This window comes from Chryseobacterium sp. JAH, assembly GCF_001507335.1.
In the GTDB taxonomy this organism is placed as follows: domain Bacteria; phylum Bacteroidota; class Bacteroidia; order Flavobacteriales; family Weeksellaceae; genus Chryseobacterium.
Map to the genome: position 1 here is coordinate 404,341 of NZ_LMAH01000003.1, position 24,210 is coordinate 428,550.

At 34.5% G+C, this 24,210-nt stretch carries 23 protein-coding genes; 16 read left to right on the forward strand and 7 right to left on the reverse strand.

The window, feature by feature from the left end:
* Nucleotides 1-48: 48 nt before the first annotated feature.
* Entirely contained in the window at nt 49-870 is an 822-nt protein-coding gene (locus AR685_RS09055) for a class I SAM-dependent methyltransferase (RefSeq protein ID WP_059124349.1), read from the forward strand.
* Nucleotides 871-1,917: 1,047 nt separating this feature from the next.
* Here AR685_RS09055 and AR685_RS09060 read toward each other — a convergent pair.
* Complete coding sequence (locus AR685_RS09060) at nt 1,918-3,108, reverse strand: phosphoglycerate kinase (RefSeq protein WP_059124350.1); 1,191 nt, start codon at nt 3,106-3,108, stop codon at nt 1,918-1,920.
* 910 nt (nt 3,109-4,018) lie between these two features.
* Between AR685_RS09060 and rpiB the strand changes: the two genes are divergently transcribed.
* The 10 genes from rpiB (at nt 4,019) to tsaB (ending at nt 11,953) form a co-directional block, all read left to right on the forward strand.
* On the forward strand, nt 4,019-4,453 hold the full coding sequence (gene rpiB, locus AR685_RS09065; RefSeq protein WP_047443347.1) for a ribose 5-phosphate isomerase B: 435 nt from the start codon (nt 4,019-4,021) through the stop codon (nt 4,451-4,453).
* A gap of 349 nt (nt 4,454-4,802) precedes the next feature.
* The gene (locus AR685_RS17860; protein WP_082671910.1) at nt 4,803-4,967 is read left to right on the forward strand and encodes a DUF1016 N-terminal domain-containing protein; all 165 of its coding nucleotides are present in this window, start codon (nt 4,803-4,805) and stop codon (nt 4,965-4,967) included.
* Nucleotides 4,968-5,074: 107 nt separating this feature from the next.
* Complete coding sequence (gene rnr / locus AR685_RS09070) at nt 5,075-7,225, forward strand: ribonuclease R (RefSeq protein ID WP_047443349.1); 2,151 nt, start codon at nt 5,075-5,077, stop codon at nt 7,223-7,225.
* 146 nt (nt 7,226-7,371) lie between these two features.
* On the forward strand, nt 7,372-8,058 hold the full coding sequence (locus AR685_RS09075; RefSeq protein WP_047443350.1) for a LysE family translocator: 687 nt from the start codon (nt 7,372-7,374) through the stop codon (nt 8,056-8,058).
* A 37-nt stretch (nt 8,059-8,095) separates the two neighbouring features.
* Nucleotides 8,096-9,028 (forward strand): LD-carboxypeptidase, encoded by a 933-nt coding sequence (locus AR685_RS09080; RefSeq protein WP_059124351.1) that lies wholly within the window; start codon nt 8,096-8,098, stop codon nt 9,026-9,028.
* Complete coding sequence (locus tag AR685_RS09085) at nt 9,029-9,379, forward strand: MauE/DoxX family redox-associated membrane protein (protein WP_047443352.1); 351 nt, start codon at nt 9,029-9,031, stop codon at nt 9,377-9,379.
* A 228-nt stretch (nt 9,380-9,607) separates the two neighbouring features.
* Nucleotides 9,608-9,979, forward strand: a complete 372-nt coding sequence (locus tag AR685_RS09095) for a YraN family protein (protein WP_047443354.1) — start codon at nt 9,608-9,610, stop codon at nt 9,977-9,979.
* Between the two features lie 55 nt (nt 9,980-10,034).
* A complete protein-coding gene (locus AR685_RS09100) occupies nt 10,035-10,784 on the forward strand; it encodes an SDR family NAD(P)-dependent oxidoreductase (protein ID WP_047443355.1) in 750 nt (249 codons plus the stop codon).
* A gap of 33 nt (nt 10,785-10,817) precedes the next feature.
* Complete coding sequence (locus AR685_RS09105) at nt 10,818-11,249, forward strand: nuclear transport factor 2 family protein (RefSeq protein ID WP_131777607.1); 432 nt, start codon at nt 10,818-10,820, stop codon at nt 11,247-11,249.
* A 23-nt stretch (nt 11,250-11,272) separates the two neighbouring features.
* Nucleotides 11,273-11,953 carry a tRNA (adenosine(37)-N6)-threonylcarbamoyltransferase complex dimerization subunit type 1 TsaB gene (tsaB, locus tag AR685_RS09110; protein WP_059124353.1) on the forward strand — a complete coding sequence of 227 codons (681 nt, stop codon included), beginning with the start codon at nt 11,273-11,275 and terminating at the stop codon, nt 11,951-11,953.
* A gap of 14 nt (nt 11,954-11,967) precedes the next feature.
* Here the strand turns inward: tsaB and AR685_RS09115 are convergent, their stop codons facing one another.
* The 5 genes from AR685_RS09115 to AR685_RS09135 all read right to left on the reverse strand — a co-directional run bounded on the left by AR685_RS09115 (nt 11,968) and on the right by AR685_RS09135 (nt 17,316).
* The gene (locus tag AR685_RS09115; protein ID WP_082671911.1) at nt 11,968-14,583 is read right to left on the reverse strand and encodes a tetratricopeptide repeat protein; all 2,616 of its coding nucleotides are present in this window, start codon (nt 14,581-14,583) and stop codon (nt 11,968-11,970) included.
* An 87-nt stretch (nt 14,584-14,670) separates the two neighbouring features.
* Nucleotides 14,671-15,225, reverse strand: coding sequence for a Maf family protein (locus tag AR685_RS09120; protein WP_059124554.1), 555 nt, complete (start codon nt 15,223-15,225; stop codon nt 14,671-14,673).
* Between the two features lie 7 nt (nt 15,226-15,232).
* Entirely contained in the window at nt 15,233-15,751 is a 519-nt protein-coding gene (locus AR685_RS09125; protein ID WP_047443359.1) for a KdsC family phosphatase, read from the reverse strand.
* A 14-nt stretch (nt 15,752-15,765) separates the two neighbouring features.
* On the reverse strand, nt 15,766-16,521 hold the full coding sequence (locus AR685_RS09130; RefSeq protein ID WP_059124354.1) for an SIMPL domain-containing protein: 756 nt from the start codon (nt 16,519-16,521) through the stop codon (nt 15,766-15,768).
* Nucleotides 16,522-16,563: 42 nt separating this feature from the next.
* Nucleotides 16,564-17,316 (reverse strand): Rossmann-like and DUF2520 domain-containing protein, encoded by a 753-nt coding sequence (locus tag AR685_RS09135; protein WP_059124355.1) that lies wholly within the window; start codon nt 17,314-17,316, stop codon nt 16,564-16,566.
* A gap of 187 nt (nt 17,317-17,503) precedes the next feature.
* Here AR685_RS09135 and AR685_RS09140 point away from each other — a divergent pair, with 187 nt between their 5' ends.
* The 5 genes from AR685_RS09140 to AR685_RS09160 all read left to right on the forward strand — a co-directional run bounded on the left by AR685_RS09140 (nt 17,504) and on the right by AR685_RS09160 (nt 21,533).
* A complete protein-coding gene (locus AR685_RS09140; RefSeq protein ID WP_059124356.1) occupies nt 17,504-18,055 on the forward strand; it encodes an RNA polymerase sigma factor in 552 nt (183 codons plus the stop codon).
* A 17-nt stretch (nt 18,056-18,072) separates the two neighbouring features.
* Nucleotides 18,073-18,798 carry a hypothetical protein gene (locus AR685_RS09145; protein WP_228376416.1) on the forward strand — a complete coding sequence of 242 codons (726 nt, stop codon included), beginning with the start codon at nt 18,073-18,075 and terminating at the stop codon, nt 18,796-18,798.
* Between the two features lie 3 nt (nt 18,799-18,801).
* Nucleotides 18,802-19,317 carry a hypothetical protein gene (locus AR685_RS09150; protein WP_228376417.1) on the forward strand — a complete coding sequence of 172 codons (516 nt, stop codon included), beginning with the start codon at nt 18,802-18,804 and terminating at the stop codon, nt 19,315-19,317.
* A gap of 124 nt (nt 19,318-19,441) precedes the next feature.
* Entirely contained in the window at nt 19,442-20,470 is a 1,029-nt protein-coding gene (locus tag AR685_RS09155) for a hypothetical protein (protein ID WP_059124357.1), read from the forward strand.
* Between the two features lie 34 nt (nt 20,471-20,504).
* Complete coding sequence (locus tag AR685_RS09160) at nt 20,505-21,533, forward strand: hypothetical protein (protein ID WP_059124358.1); 1,029 nt, start codon at nt 20,505-20,507, stop codon at nt 21,531-21,533.
* A gap of 41 nt (nt 21,534-21,574) precedes the next feature.
* Here AR685_RS09160 and AR685_RS09165 read toward each other — a convergent pair whose 3' ends face one another.
* Entirely contained in the window at nt 21,575-23,863 is a 2,289-nt protein-coding gene (locus AR685_RS09165; protein WP_059124359.1) for a GH92 family glycosyl hydrolase, read from the reverse strand.
* Nucleotides 23,864-24,210 lie beyond the last annotated feature (347 nt).

The window sequence follows — 24,210 nt, forward strand, 5'->3', positions numbered from 1 at the left end:
TTAAAACACTTTTCTGAATACCTTTATTTTTAAAATTCAATACTCAAAATGAAAATAAAAGATCATTTTCTTTCTCAGGAAATATTTGAAATACAAGAAACAGAAACTCAAGGAGTCTTCAAGACCTCTCCTATTCCATCCAATATTTCTAAATATTATGAAAGCGAAGATTACATTTCTCATCATCAGGATTCCGGAAGTTTAAAAGAAAAGCTCTATAAATTTTTGCAATCTTTCAATCTTAAGTATAAAAAAAATATTCTTATTGACAGAATAAAAAAGAACTCCAGAGTGCTTGATTACGGATGCGGTGCCGGCGAATTTGTAAAATTTATTGAAAATGATTTTGAAACTTTCGGATTTGAACCAGATCCTGATGCTAAAAAAGCAGCATCAAGTAAAGCCTCAAAAGCAAATATAATTGACAATATTGATTTAATTGAAAACGGATCTTTAGATGCAATCACACTATGGCATGTTTTTGAGCACATAGAAAATCAGGACGAAATGTTAGAAATTTTCAGTTCAAAACTGAAAGATAAAGGTCTCCTAATTATCGCTGTTCCCAACCCCACGTCTTACGATGCAAAACATTATCAAGAATACTGGGCGGCATACGATGTACCAAGACACATATTTCATTTCTCTAAAACAGGAATGGAAAATCTAATTTCTAAAAAGCCAAACTGGAAAATAAGAAAAATAAAACCTTTGGTTTTAGATTCATATTACATCTCCATGTTGAGCGAAAAATACAAAAAATCACCCCTATTTTGGCTAAAAGCAGTCATTCACGGAACAATTTCCAACGTAAAAGCACTGTTTTCTAACGAATTTTCAAGTTTGATATACATTATCGAAAAAAAATAGAAAATAGATTTTCAAGCTATTTCTGTAAGCCGATTTTTACTAAAATTCATTAAAAATTAATAAAACTCAGGATATTTTCCTGAGTTTTTATTTTTTATACATCTTTTTGTAATCTATTTAAAATCTACAGATTTACACTTCTATCAAAAAAAATAATTTCAAATCTTCAATTTAAAAATTTACCTCATTTAATTTTATAAAATTTATTTCTCTCCCAATACCAAAAATGTAAAATTCAAAATGATTACATTATCAAAAAAAATCTCAAAATAAATTATCTCACCAAATACAAATTCGTGAAAATTTAAAATTTCACCTGAAAAAAGATTTCGAAAATGCAAATTCTTACAAAAACACATCATTTTAAGCTTTAAATTAAAATCATGTCTATTTATATTAGAAATTTGAGATTTTAATTTTTTAATATGATTATGAAGGTCATTTTTTATAGGTTTTAAGAAAATTCAGACAATTTCAAATTAAAAATTCGTTTAATAAAAAGTCTTGCATTATTATTTATCATAATTATAAAATGAATTTTTTTCTTTATAATTTAATTTTTACTAATTTTTTGAAAAATAAAAAAGTAAAGAATCGAAAGTATTGAGGTAAATTCTGAAATTGAGAAAAAGAGCAAATTTTAAAATATTCTCCTGTGATAAGAATTTTAAATTTTATTTGATAGTGCTACTCTACAAAGTAAAACAAACGATATTCTTTTTCCAGCAGTCAAAAAAAATCCAAAAGCACAGTGGATGAAAAAAAATGGTTAGTTTGTATGAAACAAAATCCTTCTCCTATGTCAGACCTTCAAGTTTTAAGAGTTCAACAATAAAATTTCGAAACAATAAATTGATCCTACATCAAAAGAAATATAAAGAAAAATGACAGTGCTAATAGTTTTGTAGAACTCAAATTATGTTGCTGAAAGACATTTTCTAAACCTGCTAAATACTATATTAGAGGTTATTTCAGAACAAAATACAGGACTTTAAGTAATAAAAAAACCTCTGAAAATCAGAGGTCTTATATATTGATGTAGAAAATTTATTTGTTAATTGCAGCGATACCAGGAAGTTCTAATCCTTCCAAACTCTCCAACATTGCTCCACCGCCGGTCGAAACATAGCTTACCTTATGATCATACCCAAATTGCTTAACGAAAGCTACACTGTCTCCTCCTCCTACTAGAGAGAAAGCACCCAGTTTTGTAGCTTCTGCAATGCTTTCACCTAATGCTACTGTACCTGCGGAGAAATTAGACATTTCGAAAACACCGATAGGTCCATTCCAAAGGATAGTTCTTGAGTTTAATAAAACATCATTGAACTGTTCACGGGATTTTGGTCCTGCATCCATTCCCATCCAACCTTCAGGAATTTGATAAATGTCCACATCTTTTATATCCGCATCATTACTGAAACTTTCAGCAATTACAGTATCGGAAGGCAGATAAACTTTTACATTATGTTCTTTTGCTTTTCCTAATATTTCAAGTGCTAATGGTAATTTATCTTCTTCGACTAGTGAATTGCCAATTTTACCACCTAGCGCTTTAATAAAAGTAAATGCCATACCACCACCAATGATTAAATTATCAACTGCTGGTAAAATATTTTCTATAATGGTAATTTTAGTTGAAACTTTAGACCCTCCCAGAATAGCCGTAACAGGCTTTTCACCACTTTTCAAAACTTTATCAATTGCTTTTAATTCATTTGCCATCAACAAACCGAAAAATTTAGTTGATTCAAAATAATTAGCAATAACTGCTGTAGATGCATGTGCTCTGTGGGCAGTTCCGAAGGCATCATTTACATAGGCATCTCCTAGTTCGGAAAGTCTTTCAGCGAAAGCTTCATCGCCCTTTTCTTCTTCACTATGAAAACGCAGATTCTCCAATAATAAGATTTCGCCAGGTTGAAGATCTGCTGCAGCCTCCTTAGCTTTCTCCCCTATTGATTCTTCTACAAATTTTACTTTATGACCCAAAACCTCTGAAACTTCATTGACAATATGTTTCAACGAAAATTCATCCTTAACCTCTCCTTTTGGTCTACCCAGGTGAGTCATTAAAATTACCGAACCTCCATCGCTAAGAATCTTTTCAATCGTAGGTTTAACTGCTGAAATTCTTGTATTGTCTGTAATTTTCAGCTGATCATCCTGTGGTACATTAAAGTCAACCCTTACTAAAGCTTTTTTATCTTTAAAATTGAAATCATTGATTGTTTTCATATGTAAATCTATCTATTTTTTAGTTTTTTAAAAATCGTTCCGATGAATTAGTTTTTGTCTTTCCTCAATTCATTTCGATTCATAAATAATTCTAATTTTTTGTTTCACAAATGTAAGATTTTAAACTTTTGAAAAAGATTCAAAAATGCAAAAGTTTTCAAAAAACTTCCCACAAAGCACTCACTCACCAATCAACATTAATTTCTTTATATATAAAAAAAGAATGATAGTTGTTGTTGAGTGTTGTGAGTTTAGGGGATAACTTTTCTTTAAAAACTTCATAACATACAGTTTGAATTCAATTCATATTTAATTCACAATCTAAATAACTGAACACCTGAATAATTTAAGACTTATTAACAAATATTGATAACTTTTAAACAATGTTAAATATTAGTTTCTCAATTATTGAAAAGGTAGAGATTAATCCCCAAAAAGATTTTGAAAGTTTTATATTGACTTTGCCGATCTTTAGTTCATTAGTAAAATTTCATATTCAAAAATAATTTAGTTCGGAAAAGTTTTCCACAGTTATTCACAGTGCTTTTCACATTTTATGAGTGAGTAAATCACATTTTGTGAATAAAATCACATTTTTGTTTATTGCTGTTTGTAGTGTTTTGAAATTCAATATGTTGTGTGTTTTAGTGCCTTGTTACTAGTAATTGGTTATTAAATAAGAGAGCAGCGACATCTTGAAAAGAACTTGAAAATTTCTATTTCTATATTAAATCTGATAAATGAATTTTTGTGTGTTGATTGTAGCACTATTTGCTGTTTTTGCGCTTACACTATCAAAAGATGATGCAGTACATTAGATAGTTATAAAAGCTATCGAAACACAAACAATTACATTCTGATTTAATGTAACTTTGCAGGAAGATTTAATAACAATAGATATATAGTAAAAATGAAAAGAAAAATTGCTATTGCCGGAGATCATGCAGGTTTTGAATACAAAGAAATCCTGAAAAAACATTTGGAAGAAAACTTTGAAGTACAGGATTTTGGAACTTTTTCTACCGACAGCGTAGATTATCCGGATTTTGTGCATCCTGCCGCAAGTTCTGTTGAGAATGGTGAAAACGAATTGGGTATATTAATCTGCGGAAGCGGAAACGGAGTACAGATTACAGCAAATAAACATCAGAAAATAAGATGTGCATTATGTTGGATGCCGGAAATTGCAGAATTGGCAAGACAGCACAATGATGCGAATATGATATCTATCCCCGCTAGATTTATTTCCAAGGAAGTTGCGATAGAAATTGCAAACAGATTTCTTTCTACAGATTTTGAAGGTGGAAGACACCAGACAAGAGTTGATAAAATAGCATTCTGCTAAAACATAAAGGCTTGTAATTCAGTTTGCAAGCCTTATTATTTTTTTATTCCTATATTTGCACCATCAGACAGAAATTACCAATCTGTTTATTCCATTCTGATGCCTGAGAATAATTTAGATATTTATTGAAAGGTTTTCCTCCCACTTCTCCTTTTTTGTATTAAATTTATACAACTAAAATTTTCATTTTAAGCGAAAATTGAATTTTAAAAAATAAAAAACTACGGAATAATTTACCTTTTAAAAGTGATTGATAACTGTCGATTGTATATCATCAATGTTAGAAAATTCTCAAATAAAAGTCATTTCTGAAATTAAAACTAAAGTGAGAAAAGCACAGTAGGAAGCAATGAAGGCGGTGAATATTGTCTTGATTAATCTGTATTGGGAGATTGGGAAGTCGATATCAGAGAACCAGACAGAAAATTGGGGAAAATATGTTGTTGCTACATTATCAAAAGAATTACAAAAAGAATTTCCTGGGATTGGAGAATTTTCGGTTGGAAATTTGTAGTTGATGAATCAACTTTTACCTTTACCGGAAGATTATCAAAACTATACCAAATAATGAAGAATTATCAAATTTTCTTGATAATTATATTAAAAATTTAAAAAAATAAAATGCCAAAAAAAAATAAATACATAAGTCAGAAAAATGACTCAAAACTCCTAGAAATAGGAAGACTGATTCTCCGTTTTATGAATCAGAACCAAACCAAAATATACAATTATAAACAGATTTCAGACGGAATTGACTATAAAAATCCGAGACAGCGTGAGTTGGTGATTCAATCTTTGCACAAGCTTTTAGCAAACCAAAGAATTAAGGAAACTGAGAAAGGTAAATTCAGTATTAATCTTAATATTGAAGGAACTTTAACCGGAGTTATAGACTTTAATCAAAGTGGAAATGCTTATGTAGCTGTTGAGAATTTAAAAGATGATGTTTTCGTTCATGCAAAGAATGTGAAAGATGCTTTACAGGGCGATAAAGTTTTGATTGTTACCTACAATTTTAAAGGAAAAAAAATGGAAGGCTCTGTGCTTGAAGTTTTAGAAAGAAACCGTACAGAGTTTGTAGGAACTTTCCAGCTTGTTCCGCATAAAGAATTCGGGTTTGTAGTTTGTGATAAGAAAACGATTAACACAGATATTTTTATACCAAAAGGTAAGATCAACGGTGCTGAAAACGGCGATAAAGTCGTTGTAAAAATGCTGGAATGGAAACCTGGTGACAAAAATCCTGATGGAGAAATTATAAAAGTTCTCGGCGCTCCGGGAGAGCACGAAACAGAGATTCACTCTATTTTAGCAGAATACGGTTTGCCTTATAATTTCCCTGAAGAAGTAGAAGCAGATGCCGAAAAGATCGATAGAAGAGTGACTGATGAAGAGGTTGCCAAGCGTAGAGATATGCGTAAGATCTGTACATTCACAATTGATCCGAAAGATGCAAAAGACTTTGATGATGCTTTATCTATCCAAAAATTGGATAATGGAAACTGGGAAATCGGAGTACATATTGCCGATGTTTCTCATTATGTAGTTCCCGGAACGATGTTGGATGATGAAGCTTACGAAAGAGCAACTTCTGTGTACTTGGTTGACCGAGTTGTACCCATGTTGCCGGAAGTGTTGAGTAATGATGTTTGTTCATTACGTCCCAACGAAGATAAATTTACTTTCTCAGCGGTCTTTGAGATGAATGATAAAGCTGAAGTCGTGAATGAATGGTTTGGAAGAACTGCCATTCACTCCGACAGAAGATTCACCTACGAAGAAGCTCAGGAAAGAATTGAGACTCAGGAAGGTGATTTGACGGAAGAAATTCTGACACTCGACAGGCTCGCAAAAATTATGCGTGACCAGAGAATTAAAAATGGTGCGATTACTTTTGACAGAAGCGAAGTTCGTTTTAATTTAAATGAAAAAAGCGAACCGATTGGGGTTTACTTTAAAGTCAGTAAAGATTCAAATCATTTAATTGAAGAATTCATGCTTTTGGCGAATAGAAAAGTTTCTGAATTTGTTTCGCTTAAAAAAGGAAGACCAAATGGTAATACTTTTATTTACAGAGTTCACGACGATCCAGATCCGGCAAAATTAGAAGCTTTAAGGGATTTCGTTTCGACTTTCGGATATAAAATGGATTTGGCAAATACCAAAAAAGTTGCCGAATCTCTGAATAATTTACTTTCTGAAGTGAAAGGTAAAGGAGAAGAAAATATGATCGAAACACTTGCTATGCGAAGTATGAGTAAAGCAGTGTATTCTACAGAACCCATCGGTCATTACGGACTTGGATTCGATTATTATTCTCACTTCACCTCTCCTATCCGTCGTTATCCCGATTTATTGGCGCACAGATTACTACAGCATTATTTAGATGGTGGAAAATCTCCCGATAAAAATGAATTAGAAGAAAAAGCTAAACATTGCAGTGCAAGAGAGCGCTTGGCAGCAGACGCAGAGAGAGATTCGATCAAATTTATGCAGGTGAAATTCATGGAGAAACATTTGGGAGAAACATTCACAGGTGTTATTTCGGGAGTGGCTGAGTTTGGTTTCTGGGTGCAGATTCCTGAAAACGGTGCTGAAGGTTTAATTAAATTACGTGATCTGATGGATGATTCTTATACGTATGATAAGTCGACACACGCAGTTTACGGCTCAAGAACAGGTAGAAAGTTTCAGCTGGGCGAAGAAGTTCAGATTAAGGTAGTGAAAGCCAATTTAATTCAGAAGCAACTGGATTTTAAGATTGTTGATTAAATTTTAATGTTAAATAAACGAAGACTGTCCTCTGGGGCAGTCTTTTTCTGTTCACAAAGTTTTTATCATCCAATTTAGATTTAAAAAATTCATTTTTGCGGGCAAATAGAAATATAATTTTTAAATTTGGGATAGAAACAATTTGAATGTTTGAACTCGTATTATCGGCCGTTGGTCTGGGCTTCATGTTGAGCCTGGTTTTCATAGGTCCTATTTTTTTTCTCTTGATAGAAACCAGTTTTACAAGAGGTCCAAGACACGCATTAGCGTTAGATTTTGGAGTAATTACAGCAGATTTACTGTGTATTGTAGCAGCTTATTATGCAAGTGCAGATATTGTAAGTCTTATTGATAAACATCCTGGTTTTTATAGAATTACATCGATTCTTATTCTTTCATATGGTATCATTATGTTGGTTACAAAAACCAAAATGCACTTGCCTGGGGAAGAAAAAATCATCAGCCAGAATTATGTAAAAACTTTTCTTAATGGTTTCCTTTTAAATCTTTTGAATGTAGGAGTTGTCCTATTTTGGCTGGTAACTGTCATAGGGGTAAGAAATCAATATCCCGATACAGGAAATATGATATTCTACTTAGGTTTAGTGATTTCCACCTATTTGATGATTGATTTCCTCAAGATTTTTTTAGCTAAACAATTTCATGACAGACTCACGCAAAAACTTGCCAATAATATTAGAAAAGGTGTGGGTGCGGTTTTAATCCTTTTCAGCTTTTTTATTTTCCTCCAGAGTTTCAAAAAATTTAATCAGTTTGATAAGAAATTGGAAGAGGCTGAAAAAAAAGAAATCATCTACAAAAAGAATCAATAATAATTTGATTTACATTAGAAAAAAAAGCAATTGACAGATGAAAATAATATTTCCGAAACCCCTTAAAAAGGGAGATAAAATTGCCATCATCTCTCCTGCTGGATCCGTAGAACCTGCTCAGCTTCAAAAAGGTATTCAGATGGTTAAAAGTAAGGGGTTTGAACCTGTTCTAGGCGAAAATCTGTATACTAAATTTTCAAATGGATATAATTACGCAGGAACTGAAGAACAAAGATTGAAAGATGTTAATTGGGCATTAAACGATCCTGAAATTTCTGCTATTTGGGCCTCCCGTGGTGGTTATGGATGCCAGCATCTCATTGAAAATTTAAATTTAAAAGGTTTTATAAAAAATCCGAAATGGTATATTGGATATTCTGATAACACAGTGATACAAAGTTATTTGTTGAAGAAAGGTTTCGCTTCGATTCACGGACAAACTATTAAAACCTCAAGTTTCGGAGTAACCGATGAAAGTTATGATCTGACTTTTAATATTCTTAAAGGAAAACCCTTAAAATATACTTTAAAATCGAATCAGTTTAACAAAGAAGGAAATGTGGATGGCGAATTGGTTGGAGGAAATTTAGCTTTAATCTATGCACTTTTAGGAACTAAATATTCTTTTGATTTTAAAGATAAAATTTTATTCATCGAAGATATTGGCGAAAACTTTTATGCTTTGGACAGAATGATAATGAGTCTGGAATTGGCTGGAGTTTTCAATAAAATAAAAGGACTTATCATTGGTGGTATGACCAATATGGGTGACGAAAAAGACAACAAAGAATATGAAGACAGCTTTGATGCATTTGCTTATAAACTGATTTCAGAAAGAATTTCAAAATATAGATTCCCTGTAGTTTTTGCGTTTCCAAATGGGCATATTCATGATAACAGACCATTGATTATCGGTGCACAAACACAATTGAAAGTTGGAAAAATAAGTTCATTAAGTTTTAAAAATTAAATGTTTGTCTCAAAATTTTTACTCGCATTTTTGCTGATTTTAGCCGGCGTTTTACATTTTGTAAGACCCCATATTTTCACGAAGATTATGCCAGATTACATACCAATGCATTTGCAAATGGTATACATCAGCGGTGCTGTAGAAATTTTATGTGGATTTCTCCTCCTTTTTCCGGAAACTCAAAATTTGGGAGTATACCTTTGTATCGCTCTATTCCTTGCCGTTTTTCCTGCCAATATTGAGATGGCAAAAAAATTTTATCAGATTCATCATAAATATTTTTGGCTAACTGTTTTAAGGCTTCCTTTACAGATCGTTTTGATTTGGTGGGTGTATCAATTTAGAAAGTAACAACGAGTATGAATTTTATATTTATTAGAACTTTAGGGATGTATTTTATTTATTTTAAATCTTTATTAAAGGGAGAAAAACTAAGTTTACAGGAGATTTGGAATAAAAAAGATGATTATGATCTCGCATTTTATGGAGCAATTTTATGGATTTTTATCCTGTTTTTATGCTTTGGTATAGTAATTTACTGCGTTAAAAATAATCTTTCAGTTTATTAATATAAATAGTATGGCAGATCACAACGACCTTGGAAAGAAAGCGGAAGATTTAGCAGCTGAATACTTAATTAAAAACGGCTACAGAATTTTAGTGCGGAACTATCGTTATCAGAAAGCTGAAATCGATATTATTTCTGAGAAAGACAACTTAATTATCATTACCGAAGTGAAAGCAAGGTCAACTGATTTTTTCATCTTACCACAGGAAGCCGTGACAAAAGGTAAAATTAAGTCAATTGTTACCGCAGCCAATCATTTTATGGAAGAATTTAATAAAAATCTAGAGGTAAGATTTGATATTATTTCTGTACTTCCAGACGAAAAAGGAAATTTAATTATAGAACAAATACCGGATGCCTTTCAGTCATTCGACGCCAATTAATATCACTGCAGACTTTTAGCTCTTAGCCAATTGTCAGCAGCCAAACGCTAAAAAAATGAAAACAATACTCATCACCGGAGCTACATCCGGTATAGGAAAAGCTACAGCAGAGCTTTTTGCAAAACAAGGAAACAGAATCATCATTTGTGGAAGAAGACGAGATGTTTTAGCATCTGTAAAAACAGAATTATCATCTTTTACAGAAGTTTTTAGTTTACAATTTGATGTGAGAAATCTTGAAGAAGTTGAAAACGCCATTTCAGGACTTCCTGAAGAATGGAAAAATATTGATGTTCTTATCAACAACGCAGGAAATGCGCACGGGTTAGAGCCTCTCTCGGCAGGAAATACACAAGATTGGGACTCTATGATAGACGGAAACGTCAAAGGGCTTTTATACGTCTCAAAAACGCTTATCCCGATGATGAAAAAAAGAAACTCCGGACAGATTATCAATATCAGCTCGGTAGCTGCGAGACAAACCTATGCAAATGGTGTAGTATATTGTGCCACTAAAAAGGCAGTCGATGTCATTTCTGAAGGAATGAGAATAGAGCTTACCGAATTTGGAATCAGAGTGACCAATATTCAACCCGGAGCAGTAGAAACAGATTTTTCCTTGGTTAGGTTTAAAGGTGATCAGGAAAGAGCAGCAACAGTTTATGCGGGTTATGAAGCTTTAAAAGCTGAAGATATTGCCGACGCCATTGCGTATTGTGTCAATGCACCGCAGCATGTTACCGTTTCCGATATGACGATTTATCCGAGCGCACAGAGTGAGCCAAGAACGATTTACAGAAAGTAAGAATTTGAAAATGGTTAATTTGAGAATTTGCAAATGAAAATTCTACACCTATTTTTTCTATTGTTTTTTGTTGTAGGATATTCTCAAAAATATTCAAAGGAGGAAGTAGCAGTTTTGATTCAGGCTAAAAAGCTTGATTCTCTCATGAAGGATAATGATCATTCGGTTATAAATTTATTTTCGAAAGACGTTTCTTTCGGTCATTCTAATGGATGGATTCAGAATCTGGATGATTTTAAAAAAGATTTCACTTCAAAGAAAGTAAGCTACAAGGAAATCAGGCAGACTGAAGTTTCCGAAATTAAAAGGTTTAAAAATACCGTCAGCCTAAGACGAACCATTCAAGTTGCAGGTCTCTATAAAAACTATAATTTTGAGATGAAGCTTGCAGTGCTTGAAATTTGGATTAAGAAGAAATCTGAATGGAAATTGTGGAGCCGGCAAAGTGTGGAAATAAAGCTATAAATTTGTAAAAAATTTTTGTTTAAATGAAAATCCTATACTTGGAAACATCTTCAAAAAACTGTTCGGTCGCTATTTCAGATGATGAAAAGCTGCTATGTGTATGCGAAGAAGTTTCAGAAAATTATAAACAATCAGAAAGTCTCCACTCATTTGTAGAATGGGCTTTGGAAGGGGCAGAACTTTCAATAAAAGATATCGAGGCAGTATGTCTGGGTAAAGGGCCGGGTTCTTACACAGGTTTAAGAATAGGAGCGGCATCTGCAAAAGGATTCTGCTATGGCTTAGATATTCCTTTGATTGCTGTTAATTCTCTGGAAAGCATGAAAGAGCCTTTTTTAGGTCAAAACTATGATTTAGTGATCCCTTTAGTAGATGCAAGGAGAATGGAGGTTTATGCGGCTGTTTATGATGGAATAACTGGGGAAGAACTCGTTACGACAGAAGCTAAGGTATTGGATGAGCATTCATTTGAAGAGTTTAAAGATAAAAAAGTGATGTGTGTTGGTGACGGAGCGAAAAAAGCAAAAGAAATTTTGCAACTACCGATGGCTGATTTTAATGAAGAAATCTATCCTTCAGCACAATATTTAGTCAAGAAAAGTTTAGAGAAGATAAAAAATAAGGACTTTGAAGATATTGCCTATTTTGAACCTTTTTATTTAAAAGAATTTCACGGAGTTAAAAAGAAAAAAAGCGAAGAATAATCTTCGCTTTTTGTTTATTTTGATTTTGAAGGTGCGGCATTTGGATTGGTCATATTAAAATTCGGATTGTTTCCTTCCGGCTTTTTAGGGCTTGGTTTTGTCTGAATTGTATTGTTCATCGGTTGCGAACTGTTTTGTAACGGATTGTTCTGATTTCCAGGTGCCGTTATATTCTGTGACTGCCCCATGTTTTGCGCCGGCTCTCCAAAACCTGCAGGAGTTTGCGGGACATTGTTATTAACAGGATTTTGAGGGAGTACATTTCCTTTATTATCTGTCGATTGAAATGCAATATCACTTTTCAGATAATTAAGCATTTCTTTAGCTTTTTCCCCCTCGGGAGTTTTACCGTAATTGAGAACAATCTGTTCTAATTGTAAAATCATCACCTCTTTCCCACTCGACTTTCCTGCATTGAAAGCATTAAGTAATGAGAGTTTGGGAACAAGTGCATCTTTAGGATTTTTCTGAATAGCCTGATCAATCAAAGTCTGACTTTCTGCAAATTTTTCAGATTCGAATAAAGCATATGCCATTTTGTAATCATTTTCTGTGTCCGGAGATGATTTTACAAACGTGTTGTTTTTAGGGTTTCTCGCAAATTCTGCATACGAACTGTAAGGGTAATCTGTAATTAGAATTTGTTTTGCACGAGCGGAGGCCTGCGGATTTTTTTCGTAATTCATTGCAAAAATCTCATACAAAGCCTGTAACATTACTTTTTCTTCCGGTTGTACATCAACGAGGTCATACAACGTCTTAGTAGCTAAGGGAGTGTTGGTAAAATAATTCTGATACATAATTCCGAGACCCAGAGAAGCAGTATCTCTGTCTTTTTTCAATTGAGAAAGTTTTCCTGCATCATTTGGAATTTGCTCGATGTAATATGCCGTTTCAAAACGTCTCGGGTTCGGTGCAGTACTCACTCCCAATGCTTCATTCTTCATATCTTCAATCGATGCCATCTTTTTAGAATAACGCCAGTTATCCACCAATGCTCTGTCTCCCCAAACCTGCTTAAAGGTTGACGTTCCCTTGCTTACCGTTCCGGTATTTCCGTAATAAAACCCTTTTGTTGCCGTTCCAAAGTCCTCAAAAGAATTTGAGCTGTTGGCAAAAAGCGAATTAGCGTTATAATCTCCTGTGTCAAAACCCTTATTTCTTTCTTCACGCAATCTTTCGAGTTCTTCTTTGGTTTCTTTAGCTTTCAGTTTCTCAATATGTTTGGCAAAATAATCAGTTTTCTGGGCATCAGACATTTTAGCAATCGTCAGAATACTGTCGTTTTTTCTTATTAAATAATAGTTTTTGGAGATTTTCTTAATATTTTCAGACTGATCCTTTAACAGGATTTTTGATGGTTCATAGGTCATTGTAGCCAATGCAGAATCATAGTAAGCACCTGCGCCAATGTAATCGTTTTTGTCTAAATATCTTCTTCCGATTTCATAATAGGTCAAACCTCTCACCTGTGGATCAGAAACCTTTTCCAAAAGTGATTTTCTGAAATATTCCTGTCCTTCATCAGGTTTCCCTGCTTTGCTGGCCATCAATCCTAATGCATAGTAAAATTCATTTTTTCTTGAAGCATAAGTTCCTTTTTTGCTGATATCTTCCAGATATTTTCTTGCACCTTGGTAATCACCCTTTCCGTTAAAAGTTTTTGCAATTTCGATTTGCGATTTAACTTCAAATTCAAAGTCATTGGCATATTTGTAGGCTGATGCAAAGCTTTCGCGGGCAGGTTCGTTTCTTCCCAATTCTGATAAAACCTGCCCTCTCAGGAAGGCAATTCTGCTTTTCAGTTTTCTGTTTCCGTTGAGTTCAAAAGCACGATCCAGTTCCTTTACTGCTTCTTCTTTTTTGCCTGCATCCAGTAGAGATTCAGAATAATAGATGCTCATGAGCTTCTCATGCTCTTTACTTATTCCTTCGCTTTTCAGTTTGGCAAAAACTTGATCAGATTTATAGTAATCTTTTAGCTCGGCATAGGCTAAACCTTCATAAACTCTCGCTAAAGGAAGTCTTTTATCTTCTTTCATGTGCGTAAAAACATAATTCAATGCATCAAGAGCCTGTCTAGATTTTCCTTGGTAAATACGTGACTGTGCAAGAATAATGTAAGCGTCAAAAATCGTTTTGTTCTGCTCCTCTCCTTTTCTGATGACAGAATATTTTCCGATTGCTTTCAGAGCTTTTGCCTCAGCAATTTCGAGTATGGTTGCCCCCTTATTTCCCTGTGAATTGTTGGGATCCTGAGGGGTTCCCGGCATTCCACCAGGTCCGTTTGGTGGCATTCCTGGTGTACTTCTCCCATTGGGAGGCGAAGGACGGTTAACTTCGGCCATCTTCATCGAATTTTCAGCAAATGCGGAAGATTGCCCAAGATCGCTGCCTATTGGCTGTTCTTCATAGGTCAAAATAGGAATGTGGGGCGCATAAAAGTTGTCTTTATGAGCTTTGTCTCGGTCTGTAAATTCACTGTTCAATGCATCTTTTGCATTAAAAAGTGTATTATAATATGTGGAGAAACCTTTTAGAAATTTAGATCTTGCTTCAGGCTTCTTTACCTTGGTACTGCATGAAGCAACGATAATCGCTGCCAAAAGGAATATAATATTCTTTTTCATTTTTCAATATAACTCTCTAATCTGCTTTTTATTATCTGATCAGATTGATGATTTTGTAAAAATAATAAAATTTTATGGGGAATTTATTTATATTTCTTTTAAAATTTTGTAAACCAAATGGGTCGGAAGTCCCATAATGGTATAAAAGCTTCCACTCATCTTTTTTATTTTTGCCATTCCAAGCCATTCTTGAATACCATAACTTCCGGCTTTGTCAAAAGGTTTGTAGTTTTTTATATAAAAATCGATTTCCTCTTCTGAAATTTCGTCGAATTCTACATCGGCAACATCCGTTTCGGTAATGGTTTTATTTAAAGTTTTAATAGAAATTCCGGTATAAACCTGATGGGTTTTCCCCGACAGTGTACGAAGCATTTTTTGTGCGTCGGCTTGATCTTTTGGTTTGCCTAAAATCTGATTATCAATAGCCACTACTGTATCTGCAGTAATTAAAACTTCATCCTGTTCTAATTTTCTAAATGCATTTGCTTTTAATTCAGATAGATAAGCTGCAGCATTTTCAATTTCAATATTTTCAGGTAAAATTTCTTCACAGTCAATTTTTACAACTTCAAAATCAAATCCTAAGCTGACAAGCAATTCTTTTCTTCTGGGAGATTGTGATGCTAAAAGTATTTTCATATTCAATTTAAACAGATTGTGTATTGTCATCATGCCATTTTCCCTGAACTTTCATGACCTGTTCAATCACATCGCGTACTGCACCGCTTCCACCCTTCTTTTCTGAAATATAATCTGCTATATTTTTGATTTCCGGAACGGCATTTTCCGGACAGGTTGAAATTGCTGAATTTTGCATCATGTGAATGTCCGGAAGATCATCTCCCATCGTAAGAATTTCTTCATTTTTAAGGTTATATTTAGCCTTAAAATCTGCATAATCCACCATTTTATCGTGTGATTTTGCATAATAGTCTTCAATACCCAAATAATTGATACGGTGTCTTACCATTTCATCATTTCCGCCGGTAATTACGCCGATCAAGTAATTGTTTTTTAAAGCTTTTACCACAGCATAACCATCCAAAACATTCATCACTCTGCTCATATTACCACCCGGCATTAAGTAAACGCTTCCATCTGTGAAAACTCCGTCTACATCAAAAACAAAGGCTTTTATATCTTTTAATTTCTCTTTATAACTCATGTATTGAATATCATTTAATCTAAATTGTAAGTCAGTCTTACCGTGATTCTCGCTGATTTTGCTTTGCTTGAAGTATCAAAATTTCCGCCATAGCTGTCTTCATCGGTTGAGCCTTTTGCAGTAATTTGAAATACTCCCATTGAAGCATCTTTCAGTTTTCCAAGGCTTCCGTCTGCCGTATTGACAATTTTTTCTGCTCTCTGCATGGCATCTCTAGCGCCTGCTTCTATCAGATTGTGCTTCAGTGAAGCAAGATCTGAATACGTATACTGTGGTGCTCCCGGCTCAAACTGTACTCCACTGTTGATAAGTTCTGCCGTTTTATCCATCACGGTTTCTATTTTTTTCATCAGAACCGGATTTTTTCTTGCGGTAAATGAAATACTTTGTGTGGCTTTGTAACCGTCAAAAATCTCTTCAGCTTTTTCGACACCTTCAGCATCTCTGCTTGTCACGGTGCGGTAAGATTTCGAAAAATTGACACCTCCAAAAGAAAATTCACCATTATTGAAACCTTTGCTTTGGAAAAAGGCTTTTACTTTTTCTTTATCTTGTAAAATGATATTGTAAGCATCTTTTGCATCCATGGCTGATGCATCAAAACTTCCTCCCCATCGTATTTCATCAGACGTGAAATCCTTGGATCCTAAACCCGTGACAGATATAGTGTCTTGTTTTACATTTCTGTTTTTGAAACTTGAACCTAATATGAATGCGGTAATAATTACTGCAATTCCGATGATCAGCGAAGGGACAAAATTTGTTTTCATTATATGGTGTGATTTCCTCAAAGATAACAAATTGCCGTCTTTTTATTCTAAATCATACATTTTTTTTATCGACTGATTCATTGTTTTATAAATCTCAAGACTTTCGTCTTTTAACAACTGCTCATGCAATTCCAAAACTCGTTTGTCATTTCTAACGGCAGGTCCGGTTTGAGCTGATTTCGGTTCTATTTCGTGAATTTTTTTCACTGTTTCATCAATCAAAGGCAAAAAATAATCAAAGGGAATTTCCTGAGCATCTGAAATTTCTTTCGCTCTCGAAAAAAGATGGTTCACAAAATTACAGGCAAAAACTGCAGTAAGATGAATGTATTTTCTTTTTTCATGACTGCTTTCCATTACATTTTCTGAAATTTGAGAAGCTAGATCTGTAAGTAATTTCTGATCTTCAGAGTTTTCAGTTTCAATAAAAAAAGGAATTTTTGAATACTCCAATTCTTTAGATTTTGAAAACGTCTGTAAAGGATAAAAACTTGATTTTCTGTACTCTCCGACCAATATTTCTTTGGGTAATGAACCGGAAGTATGGGCAACCAAACATTTTTTTTTGGTAATCAATTTTGAAACATTTTCCACAGAACTGTCGCTTACACAGATGATATACAAATCTGCATCTTTCAAATTATTTGTAGAATATGGAATGTTTAATTCCTGAGATATTTTGTTTAAATCTTCCTCATTTCTCCCAAATAGCTGAGCCAAAGGAATGTTTTTCTGAGTGAAAGCTTTTGCCAAATGATAAGCTACATTTCCGGAACCGATAATAACAATTTGCATAAAACAAAGATAGGATTTTAGGTTGATAGGAGAAAGTGAAGCAGGAAGAGTGAAGCAAGAGGTTTACAAACAGAATATGATAGTTTGTTATCGTTTTAAATTTAATAATTAAAACATTTGGACTCAAAATTGAAGAAGTAATTTAACTTTTAAATACTTTTGTAATCCAAAACAATGAAAGCATCTTATGAAGATTAAAGACGCAGAGATTATTGCGCTAATGCAAAACCCCCGGACTCAGGAGAAGGGAGTCCGTGTGCTGATGGATGCTTATCAGAGTAGATTGTATTGGCATATCAGAAGAATCATTGTTGACGGAGACCTTGCTCAGGACACTTTGCAGGAGACTTTCATCAAAGCTTATCAGAATTTTCACCAGTTTAAAAATGATAGTCAGCTATACACATGGCTGTATAGAATTGCGACCAATGAAGCTCTACAGCAAATCAACAAGCTGAAAAAAATGCAGAAAACAGATGAAGATCCGGAATATTACATGCAAAATTTGGTGGCGGATAACGTGCACAGTGATGCTGACGAAATACAGGTCTTCCTCCAGAAAGCCATACAAAGCCTGCCTGAGAAGCAGAAACTGGTATTTATGATGCGGTATTATGATGATTTGCCCTACGAAGAGATATCTAAAATTGTAGATATGTCGGTAGGGACTTTAAAGACAAATTATCATTATGCCAAACAGAAAATAGAAGAATATATTAAAGAAAATTACGAAAGATAATTTTTAGAAACAACGACATGAAAGATTTTGATCTAGATAAATTAGAGCGCAAGAACATTTACAAAGTTCCTGAGAATATGTTTGAAAATATTCAGGATAGAGTATTGGGGAAGGTGAATGATTTTGATCTGGATAATTTAGAACGCAAAAACATTTACACAGTTCCTGACAATATGTTTGAGGAAATTCAAATGAAAGTTTTGGGAACAATCAATGATTTTGATTTGGAAAATATAGAGCGCAAAAATATCTATACAGTTCCTGAAAATATGTTTGAAAACATTCAGGATAGCGTATTGACTGGCATAAAAGCGGATAAAAAAGCTCCCATTTTTAAATTAAACTGGGGATATGCAGCAGCAGCTTCACTGGCATTGATCTTCGGGTCAACGTTTTTGTATAATTCTTTTTCTGACTCGAATAAAGATCAGGATTTTACAGAGAACAATGCAACGAATTCCACACCTAAAAAAGAAAGCGAAATTGCTTATGAGACTTTAAAATCTGATTTAACTTCTATTGAAAATAATGATCAAACAAGTGACAATCAGCAGACCAGCCCACAAATAAGAACGGTTGCTGATATTCCTCGAAATAATGTTGAGAGAACACAGAAGGTGAAGACGGTTTCTAAAAAAACAGAAGTACAGATGAATGAGTATATAGAATCTCTGACAAGTTCTGAAATTGCAGAATTGGCCAATAACTCAAGTCAAGATGTTTACTTAGACTTATATAATTAAAGAATGATGAAAAAAATAATATTTATACTTTTTATAATATCGAGTTTTGGGCTTAACGCTCAAATCAAGAATTATGATTGGAAAAATATGAGTCGTGAAAAAAGAATGAAGGTGATAAACAATCTTCCTCCTGATGAAAGGAAGGCTCTACTTACAGAATTAAGAAATAAAATGGTTCTTGATATGCTGGATGTTGCACCAAAGGATAAAGCAGAGTTTACTGAGGTTTATAATGAATATTTAGAAAATCAAAAAAAGATAATTAAACAATTTGATTCTGGTTTTGATCCAGAAAAACTTTCAGAAGAAGAAGCAAAAGAAAAATTACAGCAAAGCTTTGATACAGGGCAAAAACTTGTGGATAACCGGAGAAAATACGCAGAAAAGATGCAGACTGTTATTCCGTGCCAAAAGGTCTTGAAACTTTTTTTATCTGAAAGTATGATGAGAGATAAAATGAATGAAAGAAAACCTCACAACGGAAATAGTAAGGGCTCAAAACCCAGACAAAACCCATAGTAGTTTATTTTTTTAATGTTGGACGACCCTTACAATTTATTGTGAGGGTCGTTTAATTTTAGAGATAAAGAGATATTATCAAAATTGTACGAAGCGATTTCTATATTTTTGTAAAAATTCCATCATGAAAAAAATCCTTTTTTTTCTTTTAGCTACAATTTTTGTGAGCGCTCAGAAAACAGAAACAATTAATTTGTCGAAATCGATAAAGGACAATAAAAAAACATATAAAAACCTGACAGTACTTGATAAAAGAGCGAATCCTGAAATTGGCTCTGTGACATATCATAAAGATCAGGTAAATATGGTTTTCGAAAATAATGCTGAAACAGATTTTAGGAACTGGTTTTACAAGTACAATCCGGTAAGGGGAAATGAAGAGTTGGTTCTGCTCCTCGAAAATATTGCTTTGAGTGAAGATAAAAAAGAAAAATTCTCGATAGGAAAGCTTGAAATTCGAGCGAGTACGTTTATTAAAAAAGAAGACGGATACCATTTTTTATCCCGCAAAGATACGGTAACCACAGTTTCTTCCCGTGCAACTCCATATTTAGCACAAAGTCTTTCCAAAAAACTTACGCTGACTTTCACAGATCTGATGAAGAAATCCTACGAAGCCAGACAATGGGATTTTGCAGTTTCAGAAACGGAACTTCCAAATTATGCAACGGTTTTAAAAGATAAACTTGAAATTTTAAAAGCGGGCGAACTTAAAGAAGGTGTTTATAAAGATTATTACAGTTTTTTTACCCATAATCCTGAGGCTGGTTTTACCATTGAAACCGACAAAAAAGGCGTTGTGACGAAAGCAGTTAATGGAGAAAAAAAAGAGTCTATCAGAAACTTTTATGCATTTGTTCATAATGGTATTCCTTTCAAGGTGATTCCAGTGGGTTATGTAGAAATTTTCAGAGATGAGCAGGGACTATTTATTGAAGCTAAAAAAGAGGAGCTTTATCCTGAATCTAATTCTCCAATGATTATGTTTGGTGGTGGCATTGGCGGTTTGATCGGAAGTATGGTCGCAAATGTTGCCATATCAGCAATTGATGCAAATGCCGCAAAGAAGAGAAGTGCTATGGCGGGTTCCGAAGTAATTCTCGATCCTTTGACCGGAAATTATATTTTGCCGCAGGATTTTATGAAAAAATAATTCAGGTATAATCATAAGTTTAATCACATTTAAAATGAAGAAAATAATTTTATTCCTTTTTGTCACTGTCCTTTTTTCTGCACAGGAAACGGTTACCATCGATTTTAAACAGAGTTTAAAAGACAAGAATTCACGTACAAAATCCCTTACTGTAAAAGACATTCGTCAGGACAAAAGTGTGGGCTCAATTACCAACAAGCGGGGAACTGTTGAAGTAAAACTTGTGGATGAGAATGTAACAGATTTTTTCTCGAAAAGATTTTCAGAAGATAATAAGACCACAGGTAATAACGATATCATGATACTTCTCGAAGATGTAAAAATCTATCATGAGCAGGCTCCTAACGATAATATGACTTATGCAAAAGCAAAAATAAAAATCTCAGGTTTTCTGAAGAGAAATGATAAGTATTATTTCATAGACCGTTTTGACAATGTATTTGTGGAATTAAACAGTGATTCAAAAGTAGCAAAAAATCTGGCGCAGACGACTTCTGATATCATCACAGAATTTATCAAAAACTGCTACACGAGGCCTGTCTTATCTTATTACATTCCTGAAAAAGAACTGGAGAATTACGGTGCATACTTAGCAAATAATAATAAATCACTGAAGGGAAATGTTTTAAAGGATGGTGTATATTTTAATAATAAAAGTTTTTTTGAGCAGACTCCTGACCCCAATCATACCTTAGTAAAAAATAAGAAAGGTGAAGTAAAGAAGATCAATAACGCGCAGGATGTCAGTATTTCGATGGCTGAAGTTTTCTGTTATGTAGATAACGGAGTTCAGTATATAGGAACGGCAACGGTATTTAAAGAAGTTAAAAAAGATAAATTCGGAAGTTATATTATGGCTTCGAGAGCTCAGATGTATCCCGAAAAAATGGGAACCGGTGCTTTGGTAGGAGCAATGGCCGGAGGTATGGTAGGAGCAGCTATCGGAGTGGCAATCGATTCCGGATCCGGTAGAAAAATGGCAAAAGGATATGGGTTTAAAAATGGGACTGTAACAAAAATATACATAGATCCGCTCACAGGAGATTTTGTCTTCACAGAATAATAAAAATTGCCTCGATTGTGAGGCAATTTTTTTTTGTTATATTATTTTTGATCAGTCGAATACGAATATGGAAAGTCCTTTTCATCAATTCCACGCTGTTTATTGGGCTGTGAACTCATCTCAAATTTCAAAGTGGCACCCTTCATCAGTTCTTCATGACTGAGCCAGTTTTTTGAATATTTCTTTCCGTTAAATTTCAGCGCATTGACGTAGCGGTTTTCTTCGCTGTTCTTGTCTGCTTTTATTTCAATGGTGTTTCCGTTGTTCAGATGAATTTTTGCATTTTTAAAAAGTGGAGCACCCAAAACATACTGATCCGTTGCCGGAGTAACGGGATAAAAACCCAATGCCGAGAAAATATACCAGGCTGAGGTCTGTCCGTTGTCTTCGTCACCGCAATATCCGTCAGGAGTTGGCTGGTAAAGACGGTTCATTGTTTCCCGAACCCAATACTGCGTTTTCCAGGGTTCACCAGAATAATTATAGAGGTAGATAATGTGCTGTGCAGGCTGATTTCCGTGGGCATACTGTCCCATATTTGCGTTCACCATTTCCTGAATTTCGTGAATGGTGGAGCCATAATAGGATTCATCAAAAACCGGAGGCAGCTCAAATATTTTATCTAAATTTTTCGAAAACTCTTTCCTTCCGCCCATCAGTTTTGCCAGTCCGTTAATATCCTGAAACACCGACCACGTGTAATGCCACGAATTTCCTTCTGTAAAGGCATCGCCCCATTTAAAAGGATTAAATGGCGTCTGAAAACTTCCATCAAGATTTCTTCCGCGCGCTAATTTCGTTTCAGGATCGATGACTTTCTGGAAATTCTGCGAGCGCCTGTAATATTCTTTCCATTCAGATTCTGGTTTTCCTAAGGCTTTGCCGAGCTGGGCGATGGCAAAATCATCGTAGGCATATTCTAAAGTTCTGGCTGCATTTTCATTGATTTTTACATCGTATGGAACGTAGCCCAGTTTTTTATAATACTCAATTCCCAGTCGTCCGGTTGCCTGTGGACCGGCATTGTTGGCACCGTGAAGCAAAGCCTGATATAAAGTTTCAATATCATAACCTCGCAAACCTTTCAGATAAGCATCCGCCACCACAGAAGCGGAATTGTTTCCAATCATAATATCAGAATAGGAGGGACTCGACCATTCGGGCAGCCAGCCGCCTTCTTTGTAATCATTGATTAATCCTTTCTGCATTTCCACATTGATATCGGGATAAACAAGGTTCAGGAAAGGGTAGAGCGCTCTGAATGTATCCCAGAAACCGGTTCCTGCAAAACGATATCCAGCTTCTGTTTTTCCTGAATACGGACTGTAATGGACAATTTTTCCGTCTTTATCGACTTCATACATTTTGTGCGGAAAACAAAGCATCCGGTAGAGTGAAGAGTAGAAAGTCCGCATCTGATCAATCGTTCCGCCAGCAATTTCGACTCTTTTTAATTTTTGACTCCAAGCTGTTTTTGCTTTATTTAAAGTTTCGTCGAATGAATCTTTGCTGAGCTCTCTCTGTAAATTCAATTCAGCCTGTTCTAAACTGATGAATGATGAAGCAATTCTCAAGTTTACTTTTTCACCCTTTTTTGTGGCAAAACCAACGACTGCACCGCAGTGATCTCCGGTAATTTCAAGCGCATCCTTGACAAAATCTTTGTCTTTCCAGGTGGAATATTTGGTGAAAGGTTTATCGGCATAAATGACAAAATAGTTTTTAAAACCAACAAGTTTTCCTCGTGAATATCGTGTGGAATATCCAATAATTTTATTTTGAGACGGAATAATGGTAATGCTGGAACCTTTGTCAAAAGCATCCACCACAAACCATGAATCACCGGATTCGGGATAGGTGAGGCGCATTTGGGCTGCTCTTTCGGTTGGTGTCAGTTCGGCAGTGACATTGTGATCAGCAAGATAAACGCTGTAATAATAAGGTTTTGAAACTTCAGATTTGTGTGAAAACCAGCTCGCTCTTTCTTCTTCATTAAAACGCATTTTTCCCGTCACAGGCATGATGGAAAACATTCCGTAATCATTCATCCATGGGGAAGGTTGGTGCGTCTGTTTGATCCCTCTGATTTTGTCGGCGTCGTAGGTATATTGCCAACCGTTTCCGTTTTTTCCGGTTTGGGGCGTCCATAAATTCATTCCGTGGGGAACGGCAACAGCGGGATAGGTGTTTCCGTTGGAAAGCGAAGGTTTTGAAAGTGTACCGATTAATGGATTGACAAATTCTTCAGGATTTTCGGGAGCTTTCTCTATCCACTGTGATTTTATTTGGGTAAAAGGTATGATTAAAAGAAGTAGAAGGGCTTTTTTCATTTTAAAAATAAGTTTAAACTTTGCGTGGTTTATGTGATGGAAAAGGTAAAGATTTTATGTTAAATGATTCTAAGATTTTCTGCAAACTTTAATTTGTAAAATAATTTTTCCGTTGATTGGACTGCTCATTTTTAAGAATTCTATTCAGTTTGTCATCCCGTAGGGATCTAAGCAACAATTTTGTTTCGATTCTTTCAGAATGACAAACTGGATGAAATTTTCAAACATTACTTTTTATCAGTGAAGTTGTACCATAGCGAATTCCCCTCCTCTGGAGGGGTGGATCGATTTCGGAGAAAATCGAGACGGGGTGGTCTGTATCACCAGCTTTTTCGATTTTAGAACAA

What these genes read in the sequence shown, in the direction of transcription:
- AR685_RS09055 (WP_059124349.1), top strand. Translation starts at nt 49, where the DNA reads ATGAAAATAAAAGATCATTTTCTTTCTCAGGAAATATTTGAAATACAA.
- AR685_RS17860 (WP_082671910.1), top strand. Translation starts at nt 4,803, where the DNA reads ATGAAGGCGGTGAATATTGTCTTGATTAATCTGTATTGGGAGATTGGG.
- AR685_RS09105 (WP_131777607.1), top strand. Translation starts at nt 10,818, where the DNA reads ATGAAAATTCTACACCTATTTTTTCTATTGTTTTTTGTTGTAGGATAT.
- AR685_RS09115 (WP_082671911.1), bottom strand. Translation starts at nt 14,583, where the DNA reads ATGAAAAAGAATATTATATTCCTTTTGGCAGCGATTATCGTTGCTTCA.
- AR685_RS09095 (WP_047443354.1), top strand. Translation starts at nt 9,608, where the DNA reads ATGGCAGATCACAACGACCTTGGAAAGAAAGCGGAAGATTTAGCAGCT.
- AR685_RS09165 (WP_059124359.1), bottom strand. Translation starts at nt 23,863, where the DNA reads ATGAAAAAAGCCCTTCTACTTCTTTTAATCATACCTTTTACCCAAATA.
- AR685_RS09135 (WP_059124355.1), bottom strand. Translation starts at nt 17,316, where the DNA reads ATGCAAATTGTTATTATCGGTTCCGGAAATGTAGCTTATCATTTGGCA.
- AR685_RS09145 (WP_228376416.1), top strand. Translation starts at nt 18,073, where the DNA reads ATGAAAGATTTTGATCTAGATAAATTAGAGCGCAAGAACATTTACAAA.
- AR685_RS09075 (WP_047443350.1), top strand. Translation starts at nt 7,372, where the DNA reads ATGTTTGAACTCGTATTATCGGCCGTTGGTCTGGGCTTCATGTTGAGC.
- rnr (WP_047443349.1), top strand. Translation starts at nt 5,075, where the DNA reads ATGCCAAAAAAAAATAAATACATAAGTCAGAAAAATGACTCAAAACTC.
- rpiB (WP_047443347.1), top strand. Translation starts at nt 4,019, where the DNA reads ATGAAAAGAAAAATTGCTATTGCCGGAGATCATGCAGGTTTTGAATAC.
- AR685_RS09160 (WP_059124358.1), top strand. Translation starts at nt 20,505, where the DNA reads ATGAAGAAAATAATTTTATTCCTTTTTGTCACTGTCCTTTTTTCTGCA.
- AR685_RS09080 (WP_059124351.1), top strand. Translation starts at nt 8,096, where the DNA reads ATGAAAATAATATTTCCGAAACCCCTTAAAAAGGGAGATAAAATTGCC.
- AR685_RS09140 (WP_059124356.1), top strand. Translation starts at nt 17,504, where the DNA reads ATGAAGATTAAAGACGCAGAGATTATTGCGCTAATGCAAAACCCCCGG.
- AR685_RS09120 (WP_059124554.1), bottom strand. Translation starts at nt 15,225, where the DNA reads ATGAAAATACTTTTAGCATCACAATCTCCCAGAAGAAAAGAATTGCTT.
- AR685_RS09150 (WP_228376417.1), top strand. Translation starts at nt 18,802, where the DNA reads ATGATGAAAAAAATAATATTTATACTTTTTATAATATCGAGTTTTGGG.
- AR685_RS09060 (WP_059124350.1), bottom strand. Translation starts at nt 3,108, where the DNA reads ATGAAAACAATCAATGATTTCAATTTTAAAGATAAAAAAGCTTTAGTA.
- AR685_RS09155 (WP_059124357.1), top strand. Translation starts at nt 19,442, where the DNA reads ATGAAAAAAATCCTTTTTTTTCTTTTAGCTACAATTTTTGTGAGCGCT.
- AR685_RS09130 (WP_059124354.1), bottom strand. Translation starts at nt 16,521, where the DNA reads ATGAAAACAAATTTTGTCCCTTCGCTGATCATCGGAATTGCAGTAATT.
- AR685_RS09100 (WP_047443355.1), top strand. Translation starts at nt 10,035, where the DNA reads ATGAAAACAATACTCATCACCGGAGCTACATCCGGTATAGGAAAAGCT.
- AR685_RS09085 (WP_047443352.1), top strand. Translation starts at nt 9,029, where the DNA reads ATGTTTGTCTCAAAATTTTTACTCGCATTTTTGCTGATTTTAGCCGGC.
- tsaB (WP_059124353.1), top strand. Translation starts at nt 11,273, where the DNA reads ATGAAAATCCTATACTTGGAAACATCTTCAAAAAACTGTTCGGTCGCT.
- AR685_RS09125 (WP_047443359.1), bottom strand. Translation starts at nt 15,751, where the DNA reads ATGAGTTATAAAGAGAAATTAAAAGATATAAAAGCCTTTGTTTTTGAT.